Annotated in this window: 12 protein-coding genes and 1 rRNA gene; all 13 read right to left on the reverse strand. The window is 69.6% G+C overall.

Annotated elements, in window-relative coordinates; genetic code table 11:
• Nucleotides 1-102: 102 nt before the first annotated feature.
• Nucleotides 103-531: a GtrA family protein gene (locus BUB97_RS19840; protein ID WP_245818381.1), complete on the reverse strand. Its 429-nt coding sequence runs from the start codon at nucleotides 529-531 to the stop codon at nucleotides 103-105.
• On the reverse strand, nucleotides 521-1,804 hold the full coding sequence (locus BUB97_RS19845; RefSeq protein ID WP_073137984.1) for an NAD(P)/FAD-dependent oxidoreductase: 1,284 nt from the start codon (nucleotides 1,802-1,804) through the stop codon (nucleotides 521-523). Before BUB97_RS19845 ends, BUB97_RS19840 begins: the two co-directional genes overlap by 11 nt.
• Nucleotides 1,805-1,808: 4 nt before the next feature.
• Nucleotides 1,809-2,750: an NAD-dependent epimerase/dehydratase family protein gene (locus BUB97_RS19850; RefSeq protein ID WP_073137986.1), complete on the reverse strand. Its 942-nt coding sequence runs from the start codon at nucleotides 2,748-2,750 to the stop codon at nucleotides 1,809-1,811.
• A 5-nt stretch (nucleotides 2,751-2,755) separates the two neighbouring features.
• Entirely contained in the window at nucleotides 2,756-3,496 is a 741-nt protein-coding gene (locus tag BUB97_RS19855) for an SDR family oxidoreductase (RefSeq protein ID WP_073137988.1), read from the reverse strand.
• Nucleotides 3,490-4,875, reverse strand: a complete 1,386-nt coding sequence (locus tag BUB97_RS19860; RefSeq protein WP_245818382.1) for an FAD-binding oxidoreductase — start codon at nucleotides 4,873-4,875, stop codon at nucleotides 3,490-3,492. Before BUB97_RS19860 ends, BUB97_RS19855 begins: the two co-directional genes overlap by 7 nt.
• The gene (locus BUB97_RS19865; RefSeq protein ID WP_073137992.1) at nucleotides 4,872-6,332 is read right to left on the reverse strand and encodes a UbiA family prenyltransferase; all 1,461 of its coding nucleotides are present in this window, start codon (nucleotides 6,330-6,332) and stop codon (nucleotides 4,872-4,874) included. Before BUB97_RS19865 ends, BUB97_RS19860 begins: the two co-directional genes overlap by 4 nt.
• Before the next feature lie 148 nt (nucleotides 6,333-6,480).
• A complete protein-coding gene (locus BUB97_RS19870) occupies nucleotides 6,481-8,817 on the reverse strand; it encodes a hypothetical protein (RefSeq protein WP_073137994.1) in 2,337 nt (778 codons plus the stop codon).
• Nucleotides 8,814-10,190, reverse strand: coding sequence for a glycosyltransferase (locus BUB97_RS19875; protein WP_139281399.1), 1,377 nt, complete (start codon nucleotides 10,188-10,190; stop codon nucleotides 8,814-8,816). Before BUB97_RS19875 ends, BUB97_RS19870 begins: the two co-directional genes overlap by 4 nt.
• 159 nt (nucleotides 10,191-10,349) lie before the next feature.
• A complete protein-coding gene (gene rfbA, locus BUB97_RS19880; RefSeq protein WP_073137998.1) occupies nucleotides 10,350-11,219 on the reverse strand; it encodes a glucose-1-phosphate thymidylyltransferase RfbA in 870 nt (289 codons plus the stop codon).
• Nucleotides 11,216-12,112, reverse strand: a complete 897-nt coding sequence (gene rfbD / locus BUB97_RS19885; protein WP_073138000.1) for a dTDP-4-dehydrorhamnose reductase — start codon at nucleotides 12,110-12,112, stop codon at nucleotides 11,216-11,218. The genes rfbA and rfbD overlap by 4 nt, the downstream gene beginning before the upstream one ends.
• Nucleotides 12,112-13,182, reverse strand: coding sequence for a dTDP-glucose 4,6-dehydratase (gene rfbB / locus BUB97_RS19890; RefSeq protein WP_073138002.1), 1,071 nt, complete (start codon nucleotides 13,180-13,182; stop codon nucleotides 12,112-12,114). The genes rfbD and rfbB overlap by 1 nt, the downstream gene beginning before the upstream one ends.
• Before the next feature lie 9 nt (nucleotides 13,183-13,191).
• Nucleotides 13,192-13,815, reverse strand: a complete 624-nt coding sequence (rfbC, locus tag BUB97_RS19895; protein ID WP_086062381.1) for a dTDP-4-dehydrorhamnose 3,5-epimerase — start codon at nucleotides 13,813-13,815, stop codon at nucleotides 13,192-13,194.
• A gap of 112 nt (nucleotides 13,816-13,927) precedes the next feature.
• Nucleotides 13,928-14,042 (reverse strand): 5S ribosomal RNA (rrf, locus tag BUB97_RS19900).
• Nucleotides 14,043-14,225 lie beyond the last annotated feature (183 nt).

Here is a 14,225-nt window from a genome sequence, read left to right on the forward strand (position 1 = left end):
ATCACTCCCTGCCCAATATCCGCAGCCTGGGCTCTGCCCCGGGGATCGTTCCCTATAGCGGCATCGGCCTCTCCGGCACACCCTGGCGCGCGCGGCCTGATCTCAGGCGCGGCGGGCCGCGAAGCTAAAATGCTTGTGACCGAGGTAACTCGTGAAGACCGGCAGCGCCACGCCGATCACATGGGCCACCGCCTCGGGATGCCAGGTGAAGCCGAGGGCGGGAAAGACGAGGTCCTTCAGGCCCACCGCCGTGATCCAGACCTGGGCAGCGGCCACGAGGTTGACCAGGCCGAAGCGCAGCAGCTCCCGCCCCCAGCCCGCGCCCGATGCCTCGAAGACGAAGGCGCGGGAGAGCGCCCAGGCGGTGACCATGCCGCAGAGATAGGCCGCGAGCACCGCCCAGCCATAGGGCATCGCGATGCTGAACAGGAACCGGCTGGCGATGTTCACCCCGGCCGCGAAGCCGCCCACGAGCAGGAAGCGGGCGAAGCGGTTCGCGCGCAGCCGGGCGAGAAGGCCGTCAGCCGACACGCGCCGCCATCTCCCGCCCGATCCGCACGCTTTCGGCGATGCCGCGATCCTCGGGGTAGTAGGTGGAGGTGTCGGCGGCCTGCAGCCCACGAAGCTCGGTCTGCACGGGCGGCAGGCGGTCGAGATAGCCGGGCGGGCAGACGGGCTGGGCATGGCGCAGTCGCCCGACCGCGGAGGTGATGCGGTCGGCTTCCGTCAGGGCCGGGTTCACCATCCGGAGATAGGCGAAGGATTCGTCGATCAGCGCCTGGTCGTCCCAGCCGAACTTCGGATGGGTGACCGGCATGTAGTACGGGATGTAGACGACCCTCTCCTCGCCGAGTGGACGGAGGTTGGAGAACTCCACGAACCCCGGGATCTCGATTCGCGGATCGTTCGTGTTGACCCAGAAGTTCCCCGTCACGCCGCGGCGCAGCTTATGCACCACGCACACCACGCCGATATTCTCCAGCGCCTCGTATTGCCGGCGCACCGGCGCGGACAGGCCCGGCACCAGCTTCGGCAGAAGGACGAGCGGAACGGTGCTGATGACCTGGCCGAAGGGGCGGAAGGCGCCGTCCACCGTCACGCCCGTTACGGCGCCCTGCCCGGATTCGATCCGCTCCACCTTCTTCCCGAGATGGACGACCCCGCCCATGGCCGTGATGCGCTCGACCAGCCGCCGCACCAGCGCCTCGGAGCCACCCTCGATATAGCCGAGCTGCTCCTGCATCAGGTTGCGGCGGGAGGTGCCGACGCGCTTCAGCCGCGTCCAGAGCCAGGCGGCGGAGACGTCATGCGCGTGCTCGAAGAATTTCAGCGTGAAGAGCTTCTCCCAGAGCACCTTCCAGGCCTGCTCGCCCCCCCAACGCCGCACCCAATCATCGGCATGCAGCTTGTCCAGCGCCCGCCAGTCCTGGCGCTTCGTGCTGGTGAACATGTGCAGCCCGTACCGGACCTTGGAGGCCAGATCGAGATGCGGGAAGCGCAGCAGCGAGACGGGATCACCCCAGGGGTGAAGCTCGCCATTGTAGTAGTAGCCCATCTTCGTGTCGCGCCAGCGCAGCGCGTCGGCCAGGCCCAACTCCTCCATCAGCTCGAAGGTCGGGCGGTCGGACTTGCAGATGAAGTGGTAGAAGCGCTCGATGCTGAGGCCGCCCAGGTCAAAATGCGCGGCCATGCCGCCCGGGCGGTCATCCGCCTCGAAGACCTCCACGCGGTGCCCGGCCTTGGCCAGGTGGTAGGCGGCGGCCAGGCCCATCGCGCCCGCGCCGATCACGGCCACATCCGTCATGGTGTCAGAATTCCAGGATCACGTCGGCATGGGGACCAGGACCATAGGTCTCGGCCAGCGCGGTCGCGAAAGGAGTGGCGGGCACGCCGAAGATCTCCCACCACGGGATCAGCTCGAACTCGTCGGGCGTCACCAGAGCCTTCAGCTGCTTCGTGGTGAAGGGCGCGTTGGGCTGCGCCAGCCCATAGACCTTCAGCATCGCCCAGAAGGCGGAATAGGGAATGTGGAGGATATGCGCCCGCGCGCCCGTCACGCGCTTGATGCCGCGGATGATGTCCACATAGTCCACCCGCTCGCGCCCGGTGATGTTGTAGGCGCCGGTGGTGCGGTGGCGCAGGCAGCTCTCGATGATGCCGCAGAAATCCCGGGCATAGAGGGGCTGGCGCATGTAGCGGCCCGAACCCGGGATGGGAAAGACCGGCACGCGCCGCATGAAGCGCGAAAGCCAGCCGAGATGCTTGCGGTCGAACAAGCCGAACATCAGCGTGGGGCGCAGGACCACATGCGGAATGCCGGATTCCGCCACCAGCGCCTCCTGTGCCTTCTTCGTCTCCGTGTACCAGTCCCGCGCCATGGAGTTCACGACGGAGGAGCTGATATGGACGAGATAGGGCACGCGATGCCGCTTCATCGCGGCCAGCGCGTGTTCGGTGGCGAGGATGTTGTTGCGGCGGAACTCCTCCTCCACCTCTCCCCCGATCTGGGCCTGGAGCATCACGACCGCGGCGGCGCCCGCGCAGGCCTCTTCCCAGGCGCCGGGCTCGGCCATGTCGGCCTCGATCACCTCCACCTCCGGGTGCAGGCGGCGCAGGATGGCGGTGTTCGCCGGGTGCTTGTCGACGGCGACGAGGTGCCGGTAGCCGCGCTCGCGCAGCAGCACGACCAGGTTCTGCCCCACCAGCCCGGCGGCGCCGAAGAGGACGATCTTGTCGGAAGGATCGGGCATGGGGATCAGAGCTTCAGCCGCTTGAACACGAAGTCCGGCAGCAGGCGGATGATGAGCATCACATAGCGCCAGAACCAGGGTGTGTAGAGGATGGCGGGGCCGGTCTTCATCGCGCGGTGGATGTCCGCCGCCACGCGGTCCGGCGTCGCCCAGAGCGGGCCGCCCTTGGGAATGGCGGCGGTCATCGGCGTGTCCACGAAGCCCGGCTGGACCAGGGTGACGGCCACGCCGGCGCGGCCGAGGCGGTGACGCAATCCCTGGGTGAAGACGCGGAGCCCGCCCTTGGCGCTGCCATAGACATAGTTGCTCGCCCGTCCGCGGTCGCCGGCGACCGAACCGATCACGGCGAGGCTCCCGTGGCGCTGCGCCTCCATCAGGTTGCCGAGATGGGTCAGAAGCGAGGCTGGGCTGAGGAAATTCACCCCTAACTCGCGCAGCATGGCGCCGGCATCCGCCTCGCCGGCCTTCTGGTCGCCCAGCGTGCCATGGGCGATGAGCGCGGCGTCCAGCCCATCCAGGGCAAGGCGCGCATGTTCGACCAGCGCAGCATGGCCCCCGGTTTCGGCGAGGTCCGCGGTGGCGGTTTCCACGGAGGCCGCCCCGCGCGCGCGCAGGTCGGCCGCCACCACCTCCAGCCGCGCGGCGTCGCGTGCCACGAGGAAGAGGCGGGCCCCCTCCCCCGCGAAGCGCCGCGCCACGGCCTGCGCGATGGCGGAGGTCGCCCCGAAGATCGCCACCTTCAGCATGGTGCCACGTCGCCCCTGGTCGGATGCCCCGCCGGCGCGCTGACGCGGCGCCAGAAGGAGGAGGAGAAATGCGGGTCGACATGGCGCGCGAAGTCGCGCCAGTTCGGGAAGCCGCGCTGGAAGTCACCGGGCGACACGCGCCCGTCCTTGGCCGGGTAGATCCGGCCGCCGGCCCCGGCCGTGATCGCATCCAGCCGGTTCAGCAGGTCATGCGTGCGGGTGCCCCGATTGGGCAGGTCCAATGCCAGCGTCACGCCGGGCATGGGGAAGGAGAGCATCCCGGGGGAGCGGACATCCCCCAGCGTCTTGAGCACCGCGAGGAAGGAGGCATCCCGCGCCTCCGCCACCGCGCGCAGCAGGGCGGGCACGGCCTCCGCCGAGGCGGCATGGGGCACGACGCACTGGTACTGGTAGAAGCCGGCGACGCCGTAGAGCCTGTTCCAGCCGCGGATCGCATCCAGCGGGTAGAAGACCGGCTCGTAGGGCCCGATGCGGCGGATCGGCCGTTCCGGGGCGCGGCGCCAGTAGAGGGCGTTGAAGGCGCCAACCGTCATGCCGTTCAGCAGGAAGCCCGGCGCGTCCATCGGCATGGACAGGCGCGGCGCCAGCCGGGGCGGCGGCGGCGCACGGTCCGTCACCGCGTGGCGCGCGCGGGTGAAGATGCCGCGCCCCAGTTCCGCGCCGCCGGCCAGGCAGTCCACCCAGGCGACCGTGTAGTCCCAATCGGCGGATTCGGCGGTGAGGGCGTGGAAGGCATGCAGGTCGCGGTAGCGGATGTCCTCCACCTCCATCCAGAGCGAGGGCACCGGCTTCAACTGGATGGTGGCGGAGAGGATCAGCCCCGTCAGCCCCAGCCCGCCGATCGTGGCCGCGAAAAGGTCCGCGTTCTCGGTGGGGGAACAGCGGCGCACCGTCCCGCCGGAGCGCAGCAGGCGGAAGGAGATCAGGTGATGGCCGAAGCAGCCGGCCGTGTGATGGTTCTTCCCATGCACGTCATTGGCGATGGCGCCACCGACCGTCACGAATTTCGTGCCCGGGGTGACGGGCAGGAACCAGCAGCGCCCGGGTGCGGCGACGCGATGCAGCTGCTCCAGGATATCGGCCAGCGTCAGCCCGGCCTCCACCTCGATGAGGCCGGCCTCCTGGTCGAAGGCGATCCAGCGATCGAGCCCCCGCATATCCAGCAGGGTTCCGCCCGGATTGAGGCAGGAATCGCCATAGGAGCGCCCCATGCCATAGGCGAGCACGGGGGCCTGCCCTCCGAGCATGGCCGGCGCCTCTTCCGCGAAGCCAGGCCGGCGGACCTCGTGGAGGGCGCGATGGGCCCGTCCCCAGGACAGCATGTCGTCGCGCAGGGCCATGGCGGAGGTTGCTCTCACGCCCCCCAGTTCCGGGCCATCAACGTGAGCACCGCGATCAGGGCAGCGAGGGCCAGGGAAAGCCGGTCCTTGACCGCGAAGAGCACGGGGTCGTCATGCATCTCCCCCCGCGCGGCCAGGGCCCAGATGCGGCAAAGCCAGTAGCCCAGGATGACGCAGATGAGCCACATCCATTGCGGGTTCGGATAGGTGAGGATCGGGCTCTCATTCCCTACGAGGAAGAGGAAGAAGGTGGACATGGCCGCGAAGCCGCTGCCCGAGCCCATGGCCATCAGCCAGGGCGCATCGACCGGCCGATAGGCTCGCCCGGGCACGGTGCCGAGCCCCCGCTCCGCCATGACCAGGCATTCGGCATGCCGCTTCACGCAGGCCAGGCTGAGGAAGAAGAACATGGAGAAGGCGAGGAGCCAGGGCGAGACCGGATCGCCGACGACGGCGATCCCCGCATCGATCCGGATGGTGAAGAGACCGGCCAGGGTAATCACGTCCAGCATCAGCATGCGCTTGATCACCATCGAATAGGTGAGGGTGACCAGGACATAGAGGGCGGCCACCACGGCGAAGGCCGGCGGCATGAAGGCGATGATGGCGACGGAGAGCAGCGCGAGCAGGGCGACCGCCGCCATCGCCTCCTTCAGCGGCAGCACGCCGGAGGCAAGCGGACGGTGGCGCTTGCTGCGGTGCTGCCGATCATGCTCGAGGTCGAGCATGTCGTTCAGCAGATAGGTGGCGGAGGCGATTAGGCCGAAGGCCAGGAAGCCCAGCAGGGCGAGGGGAAGCCCTTCCAGCACGCGCCCCCCGAGGAGCAGCGGCACGAAGATCAGGGCGTTCTTCACCCATTGGTGCAGGCGCAACGCCTTGCGCCACACGGAGAAACCGGCGCGCGGTGCGTCGAAGCTGGCGGTGACCACGACATCGGGACCGAGCGCCGCGCGCAGCCGCGCCGTGCGGCCGACGAGCACGGCGGAGCGGCACTCCGCCCAGATCGGCAGATCCTTGCGGCTGTCCCCGGCGTACAGCGCCCCGGGGCCGAGCAGCGCCTCGATCGCGGCGTGCTTCCGCGCGCCGGAGAGGTTGTTCACGCCATCGCTGCCCATCGCGGTGTCGAAGATGCCGAAGCGCTCCGCCGCGCGCCGGACGATCCGCTCATCGGCCGCCGAGATCAGGTGCAGGATCGCCCCTTCGGCCCTGCGCTCCTGCAGCCAGGCGAGGAAGGGCTCGTTCACCGGAAGTCCGGCAATGTCGGGCAGGACGTGGTCGGCGATGCGGCGCTTGAAATGGGCGCGCCCGCCGAGCAGCCATAAGGGAAGCAGCAGGAGCAGCAGCGGCCGGCGGCGCAGAAGGATCAGAAGGCTCTCATGCAGCGTATCGGTGCGGAGCAGGGAGCCATCCATGTCCACCGCGATCGGCCTGGGATCGCTCGGGGCTGGCGCTTTGGCCGAACAGGCCTGATCCATGATTGTTGCGACATCATCCGGTTGCGGCATGCGGCCGGGGCCGGCCTGCCGCCGCACCGTCCCTCCCGCGCCCTCCGTATAGGCAGAGGGCAGCCCAGGCCGCAATTGCGGAGTCTGGAACAGCGCCCCCGGCCGCCTGCCGGCGAGGCTACTCGCCCGTCAGCTCGACCGGGAAGGCGGACAGGGAGCAGGACTGGCGCCCACGCGCCGTGGTCAGAGCGAGACCCAGCCGGTATCGGCCATTGAGCCCGGCGAGGTCCGGCAGGGCCTGGAACCCGATCCGCACCAGGGCGGGCTTTCCGAAGAAGACGCCCACGTCGGGGCGCGACATGATCTCGGTGGGCACTTCCAGCACCGTGCCGTCCGATCCGGTGAGCGTGAGGGAGATCGAGGATGGCTCGGTCTCCTCCGGTAGCAGGGCGAAGCCCCAGCCATTCAGGCGTGAGCGGGCCGGCAGGCGAACGGCGCCGTTGTGATCGATCGGCACCCCGTTCAGCGTATCGAGGTAGCAGCGCGCCCCCTCCGCCGAAGGGCTGGCCGGGGCCGGGCGGCGGAACATGGCCGCGGTTGCTTCGGCGGTCTGCGGCGGGGCCGCGAAGCGCCGCAGCTCCAGGCTGTACTCCGCCCGCCACAGCCCTTCCCCGCCAGGCTGCACGGAGAGGCTGAAGGCCACCGGCCGCTGATCCTCGTAGATCGGGCTCCCGGGCATGGCGAGGTTCAGCCATTGCCTCGCATCCTGCACCACGGGCGCGATGAGGAAGCCCGCCTCCGCCATTCCGGGGATGAAGCGGCGGGTCACGGTCTGGCCGCCCGGAAGCGACAGGGCAATGTCGATCGGCGGCGGACGGAGCAGCGTGGAGACGAGGCGGCCGAGCAGCGTGGGCTTGGCGATGATGGTGGCCCAGAGGGCCGGCGGGTCGGCCGGCAGGGCCACCCGCGCCCCGAAGCCGTGCATGCCATGGGCCACCACCTCGCCCACGACGCCCTCGGTGGGGCTGGCGGGCGGCGGCCCGGCCTCGGCCCGGCGGCGGAGGACGAGCATGGCACCCTGCCTGGACACCACCTCATAACGGGTCAGGAGGAGGGGCCAGCTCAGTCCGTCCTCCAGCGCCGCCATCCGGTTGTCGATGGGCTCCAGCGCCAGCAGCACCGTATCCGGCGCGTTCGGCCCCGCCAGATGCGCGGCGTTCAGCGCCGCGAGCGCGGGCGTGTAGACCGAGTAGCTCTGCAGGATCGGCCGCGGTGCCCATGGCAGGCCATGGGCAAGCAGCACGGACTGCCCGATCGAATAGATGTCCACGCGGCCGGTCACGGCCGGCAGCGGATGCTCCCGCCGGAGGGCCGCGATCTGCTCCTCGTAGCGCTGCGTCAGGCGCCCCGGGCGCAGCCGCGCGGCGGTGCCTTCCGCCATCTGGAGCGCCGAGCCGCCGAGCCGCTGCACGAAGGTGGCGGGCGTCAGGCCGGCGGCGGCATGGTCCAGCACCGCCCAGCCCACCAGCCCGACCGCCAGCCCGGCCAGGGACAGCAGCCTGTGCCGCCCGGCCCAGAGGAACAGAACCCAGGCGACGAGGGCGATGGTGCCCCCGGCAATGATGATGTGGCCGTCCTGGCGGACGAAGCCGGCCTTGAAGGAGAGGAACAGCAGGGCCGCCGCGCCCAGGCCCAGCATCGCGCCGGCCAAGCCGGCCTGCGCCAGGCCGCGGAGGTTGAGCAGGAGGACCAGGGCCGCCACCCCGGCCGCCACGGCGGCCTGCCAGAGCGGCCCCTCCAGCGCCATGGCGGGCGTGTAGCCGCGGATGATCTCGCCCAGGGAAAGGAAGAAGCGAGGCAGGTCCGCCAGGGCCTGGCCGGAAGCGAGCCAGAAGCCCGGCATCGCCAGGAGGAAGAGAAGGCCGAGGGCCACCGCCATGCGCCAGGCGCCGCGGAGGAGGAGCAACCCGCAGCCCAGCGCCATGGCGAGCCCCGAGGCGGCGGCGAAGGTGCCCTTGACCAGTGGCAGCAACGCCATGGCCAGAACCAGGAGGCCGAGGGCGATGCGGCCGCCGCTGTTGCGCCAGCTCTCCGGCCCGCGGCCGATCACCGCCAGGAAGAGCATTGGGATGAAGAAGTAGATGGCGTCGCGCAGCCACATCTGGCTGAGGAACAGGGCGAGCAGGATGGCCGCCACCATCCCGCGCCCGGCCGCGAGATGCAGCAGCGCGGCCGTGACGGCCGCCGCCAGCAGGCCGGTGCCGGCGAGGATCATGCCATCCGTCGCGGGGTTGAACAGCCAGGTGTAGATCCCGGCATAGGGGCCGAAGGTGAAGATCAGGTCCCGGCCGAAGGCGAGGCCCTGGACCACGGCCTGGTTCATCGCCACGGCCCAGGCATTGTCCAGCTCGGCCAGGGGCAACAGGGGGGTGAGCGGCACGAAGCCCATCACCGCGCCCAACGCTACCAGCAGGGCTCCGAACCAGCGCAGGGGGCTGGAGGCCGGGGCGCTCACAGGCCGATCTTCCGGAGCAGGCCGTCGAGCCGGAGCTGCCATCCCTCGAGCGAAAGATGGGTGCCGGCATGGGCGAGCCCGCCCGCGGAAAGGCGGCTCCACAGCGCTTCGTCCGTGTAGGCTTCGCGGAGGCGTGCGGCGAAGGCGGCGGGGTCGGCGGCAACGAGCACGCCCGCCTCCTCGGAGAGCGACATGCCTTCCGCTGCGATGGGCGTGACGATGCAGGGCACGCCCGCTGCGAGGCTGGACGCGACCTTCCCCTTCGCGCCGGCGCCGAAGCGCAGCGGCGCTATGGTCAGGCGCAGGCCCTCGAACCAGGGGCCGATATCCCTGACCTGGCCCAGGGCGCGAACGGAACCCGCGACGCCATGGAGCAGTTCGTCCGGGAAGTCCGCGCCGACGATGGTCAGCTCGATTCCAGGCAGGTCGCGCAGGACCAGGGGCCAGATCTCGGCCAGGAAATAGCGGACGGCATCCGCATTCGGCGCATGGGCGAAGCCGCCGATGAAGCCGATCCCGCGGCGGGCGCCGAAAGGCGTCGCCGGCGGCGCCACCCGGCGCGCGAGCGGCATCTCCACGGCCAGCGCCTCGGGAAGGCCGGCGGCCAGGATCTCCAGCTCGGCCTTCGAAACCACCAGCGTTGCGTCGCTGGCGCGGATGATCGCCTCTTCACGCTCCTGCACCTGCCGGGCGACGGCGAGGGCCGCCTCGTCCTGGGCAAGTCGGGCCTTCCGCTCCTCCCGGAGGTAATTCAGGTCGAGCGTATCGAAGATGATCCGCGCCTTGCGGGCGTCACGCAGGACCTGCTCCAGGAAGCGGCCACCACAGTAGACGCGGCACAGGACACAGAGGTCGAGCGCTGGTCCCTGCCGGGCCAGGAAGGCCTCCACCGAGGGGGCATCCTCCGGCGTCAGGCAGCGGATGCCGGCGCGGACAAGCGCGTCCCGGGCGGCGAAGGCGGTATGGTGGTCGCGGGCAGCGGCGAAGACGACATCGAAGCCGAGACGCGCGAGGGACTGGAGGAGATTCACGATCTCCACCGAACCGGCGTCGCGGTCCGGTTGCGGCCAGTGATCGTCAATGACCAGCGCGCGGCCGCGCCAACCCGGCGATGTCGCGCCGTGCTCGGGGACGCCATGCTCGGGGGCAGCCGATGGCTGGGCCGAGGACATGGCGCGCCACCTCCGGACCACACCCTGCAGCGCCCCCGGCATCGCGTGATAGGCCCGGCGGGCCTTCTCATAGGCGCGGTAGGGCACGGTGCCCCGGAGGCGTTCGACCTCGCCGCGCAGGGCCAGGATCTCGGCCTGAGCGTCCGCGAGGCGCTCCCGATCGTGCCGCATACGTGCTGCGAGGACGGGCGCACGGACCATTTCGGCTTCCGTGACGCGGCTATCCGGTGCGCCGGAAGACGAAGCGGGTACCATCGAGGACAATCGGGCGCCTGGCGGTTCTATTTCGGGTAGCGGGACGTCCGATCTAGCAAAACCGGAGGGAGGGGGGAACGTGTCTTCGCGCCATGGCGGCCAGGGTCACCCCTGGCCGATCAGCGCTTCGAGATACTGTCCGTAGCCGCTCTTGCTCTGCTTGGCGGCCAGGGCACGCAGGGCGGCGTCGTCGATGAAGCCCTGGCGCCAGGCGATCTCCTCGGGGGAGGCGATCTTCATGCCCGTGCGCTTCTCGATGGCGCGGACATATTCACCGGCCTCCAGGAGGCTGTCATGCGTGCCGGTGTCCAGCCAGGCATAGCCGCGGCCGAGCCGGATCACGCGGAGCGAGCCTTCCTCCATGTAGAGGCGGTTGAGATCGGTGATCTCCAGCTCCCCGCGGGCCGAGGGCTTGAGCGAGCGGGAGAGGGCCGGCGCGCGGCCGTCATAGAAGTAGAGGCCGGTGACGGCCCAGTCCGAACGGGGCTGGCTCGGCTTCTCCTCAAGGGAGATGGCGCGCTGGGCCCCGTCGAATTCCACCACGCCGTAGCGCTCGGGATCGGCGACCCGATAGGCGAAGACCGAGGCGCCGGGGCCTTCGACCTTGGCCTCCCCCATCCGGTCCGCGAGGTCGTGGCCGTGGAAGATGTTGTCGCCCAGCACGAGGGCGGACGGGGCGCCGGCCAGGAACTCCTCGCCCAGGATGAAGGCCTGGGCCAGACCGTCGGGGCGCGGCTGCTCGACATAGGTGAGGCGGATGCCCCACTGCTCCCCGGTGCCGAGCAGGCGCTGGAAGAGCGGCAGGTCGTGCGGGGTCGAGATGAGCAGGATCTCCCGGATCCCGGCCAGCATGAGCACGGAGAGCGGGTAGTAGATCATCGGCTTGTCGAAGACGGGCAGGAGTTGCTTCGAGACCGCCATGGTGGCGGGGTAGAGGCGCGTGCCGCTGCCGCCGGCCAGGATGATGCCCTTCATCGAATCTTCTCCGGCCCGATCAGCGCGTCGAGGCAACGCGAAAGAGAGGCGCGCCAGTCGGCGGCCTGGATTCCGTGGACGCGCGCGATGCGCCCGCAATCGAGGCGCCCATCCGCCGGGCGGCGCGCCGGGGTCGGATAATCGGCCGTGGTGATGGCGCGCAGCTCGGGTGTCTTCAGGCCACGGGCCGCCGCGCCCTCGAAGATGGCGGCGGCGAAGCCGTGCCAGGTCGTGTGCGGCGTGCCGGTGAGATGAAAGACGCCAAAGCGCTCATCGCTGGCAGGTGCCGCGGCCAGGCTGGGCAGGATGCGGGCGATGGCATCGGCCAGGTCCGCCGCGAAGGTGGGAGCGCCGTGCTGGTCCGCCACGACGGAAACGGTCTCCCGCTCCTGCCCCACCCGCAGCATGGTCTTGATGAAGTTGTGGCCGTGTGGGCTGCAGACCCAGGCCGTGCGGATGACGATGCTGCGCGGATTGGCAGCGATCACCGCCTTCTCGCCGGCCAGCTTGGACTCGCCATAGACGCCGATCGGGCCGGTGGGCGCGTCCTCCGCGTAAGGCGCGCCACCATCGCCGGGGAAGACGTAGTCCGTGGAGACGTGAACGAAGGGGATGCCGCGCCTGGCGGCCGCTTCGGCCAAGAGCCCCGCCCCGGTCGCATTCACGGCGAAGGCGAGGTCGCGCTGGCTTTCGGCCTTGTCGACTGCCGTATAGGCGGCCGCGTTGATGATGGCCTCTGGTGCCGCCGCTTCGACCGCGCGTGCGATGGAAGCGGGATCGGTCAGGTCCAGCTCGGGCGCTTCCTGGGCCACGGGCTGGTGGCCATCTCGCGGAAGGCGGTCCAGGAGCTCGATGGCGAGCTGGCCGGTGCGGCCGGCGATGAGGACGCGCATCACGCCGCGCCCTTTGCGGGCTCGGCCAGGAGGCCAAGGCGCTCGCCGCTGTACTTCGTCTCCCGCAGCGGACGCCACCAGGCCTCGTTCTCCAGATACCAGGAGATGGTCCGCTCGATGCCCCCTTCGAAGGTGACGGAGGACTGCCAGCCCAGTTCGCGCTCGGCCTTGGCCGGGTCAATGGCGTAGCGGCGGTCATGGCCCGGGCGGTCGGCGACGAAGGTGATCAGCTCACGCCGCGGACGCTCCGCCGGGCGGAGACAGTCCAGCGTGTCGCAGATGGCATGCACCACCTGGAGGTTCGTGCGCTCGGAACGGCCGCCGATGTTGTAGGTCTCGCCCGGGACACCCTTCGTGACCGCAGCGACGAGCGCGCGGACATGATCCTCGACAAAGAGCCAGTCGCGCACGTTGCCGCCGTCGCCATAGACCGGGAGCGGCTTTCCCTCGAGCGCGTTGAGCGTGACGAGCGGGATCAGCTTCTCGGGGAAATGGTAGGGGCCGTAGTTGTTCGAGCAGTTGGTGATGATGGTGGGCAGGCCGTAGGTCTCGTGCCATGCGCGGGCGAGATGGTCCGAGCCGGCCTTGCTGGCCGAATAGGGCGAGCGCGGATCGTAGGGTGTGGTCTCGGTGAAGGCGCCGGTCGGGCCGAGCGTGCCGAATACCTCATCGGTCGAGACATGGAGGAAGCGGAAGGCCTTGCGGCGCGTCTCGTCATAGCCGGCGACGAGGCTGCGCGCGGCTTCCAGCAGGGCGAAGGTGCCCATCACATTCGTCTGGATAAAGGGCGCGGCCGAGGCGATGGAGCGGTCCACATGGCTTTCCGCCGCCAGATGCATCACCGCATCCGGTGCGAAATCCGTGAAGGCGGTGCGCATGCGCTCGGCATCGCAGATGTCGGCCTGGAGGAAGGCGAATCCGGGGCGTCCCTCACAGGCGGCAATGGTGCGGCGATCCCCGGCATAGGTGAGCTTGTCGATGACCAGCACCTCGTGGCCGAGTTCGAGCACGAGAAGGCGGACGAGGGCCGAACCGATGAATCCGGCGCCGCCGGTGACGATTACGCGCATGGGGTAGCCTCAGAAAGCGTCGGGGAGGTCGCGCAGGCGCGGGTGCCGGCGGTCCTTGTCCGACAGGATGGGGCCGCCGGGCAGGTCAGGCCAGGGAAGCGCCAGATCCGGGTCATCCCAGGCCAGGCCGCGATCCAGCTCGGGGGCATAGGTGTCGCTCACCTTATAGGCGACGATCGTATCCGGCTCGAGCGTGACGAAGCCATGGGCGAAGCCGGCCGGGACGTAGAACTGGTCCCCCGTATCGGCCGAGAGTTGGCAGGCGACATGCTGGCCAAAGCTCGGCGACGCGCGACGGATGTCGACGACGATGTCGAGGATCGCGCCCTGGAGGACGCGCACGAGCTTGGCCTGCGCCCGGGGCGCGAGCTGGAAGTGCATGCCGCGCAGCGTGCCGGGCGTGGCGGAGAGAGACTGATTGTCCTGAGCGAAGGCTTCCGTGACGCCGACGGCTTCGAAGTCGCGGCGATTATAGGTTTCCATGAAGTAGCCGCGGTGGTCGCCGATGCGGCGCACGCTGATCAGCAGTGGCCCAGAGACGGAAAGGGCGCGCGCCGTGATATTGCCGCTGACGCGAGGCTCTCCGACGAAGGATGTAGCGGATGGCTCCTGGCGCACCGATGTATCAGGCATGATGGATCGCCCCACTCGCAATACTTGCGCCCGGGTAGCACAACGAACAAAGCCCGTCAGCGTATGCTGACGGGCTTTGTTGAGTTGTCCTTGATCAAGATCTGGTCTGGTGGCCTGGCGCCGACCGACTCTCCCGCGTCTTAAGACGCAGTACCATAGGCGCGGAGGTGTTTCACGGCCGAGTTCGGGATGGGATCGGGTGTGGCAACCTCGCTATAGGCACCAGGCCACCGGGCCAGATCTTGGTTTGGGGACGGATGGTGTGATGGATGGGTTGGTGTGTTGTGTGGGAGGGGTTTGCGTATTGGTGCTGCGCACGGCGAGGGTTTTTAGGCCTCAGCGGTGGGGGGGATGAGTTCGATCGGGCGATTAGGACCGCTCGGCTGCGTCGGTTACCCGACTTCCACCTG

This window comes from Muricoccus roseus (assembly GCF_900141905.1).
Taxonomy (GTDB): Bacteria; Pseudomonadota; Alphaproteobacteria; order Acetobacterales; family Acetobacteraceae; genus Roseomonas; species Roseomonas rosea.

Coding starts and splice junctions, on each gene's coding strand:
- rfbA (WP_073137998.1), bottom strand. CDS start 11,219: ATGAAGGGCATCATCCTGGCCGGCGGCAGCGGCACGCGCCTCTACCCC.
- BUB97_RS19845 (WP_073137984.1), bottom strand. CDS start 1,804: ATGACGGATGTGGCCGTGATCGGCGCGGGCGCGATGGGCCTGGCCGCC.
- BUB97_RS19855 (WP_073137988.1), bottom strand. CDS start 3,496: ATGCTGAAGGTGGCGATCTTCGGGGCGACCTCCGCCATCGCGCAGGCC.
- rfbC (WP_086062381.1), bottom strand. CDS start 13,815: ATGCCTGATACATCGGTGCGCCAGGAGCCATCCGCTACATCCTTCGTC.
- BUB97_RS19875 (WP_139281399.1), bottom strand. CDS start 10,190: ATGGTCCGTGCGCCCGTCCTCGCAGCACGTATGCGGCACGATCGGGAG.
- BUB97_RS19850 (WP_073137986.1), bottom strand. CDS start 2,750: ATGCCCGATCCTTCCGACAAGATCGTCCTCTTCGGCGCCGCCGGGCTG.
- BUB97_RS19865 (WP_073137992.1), bottom strand. CDS start 6,332: ATGGATCAGGCCTGTTCGGCCAAAGCGCCAGCCCCGAGCGATCCCAGG.
- rfbD (WP_073138000.1), bottom strand. CDS start 12,112: ATGCGCGTCCTCATCGCCGGCCGCACCGGCCAGCTCGCCATCGAGCTC.
- rfbB (WP_073138002.1), bottom strand. CDS start 13,182: ATGCGCGTAATCGTCACCGGCGGCGCCGGATTCATCGGTTCGGCCCTC.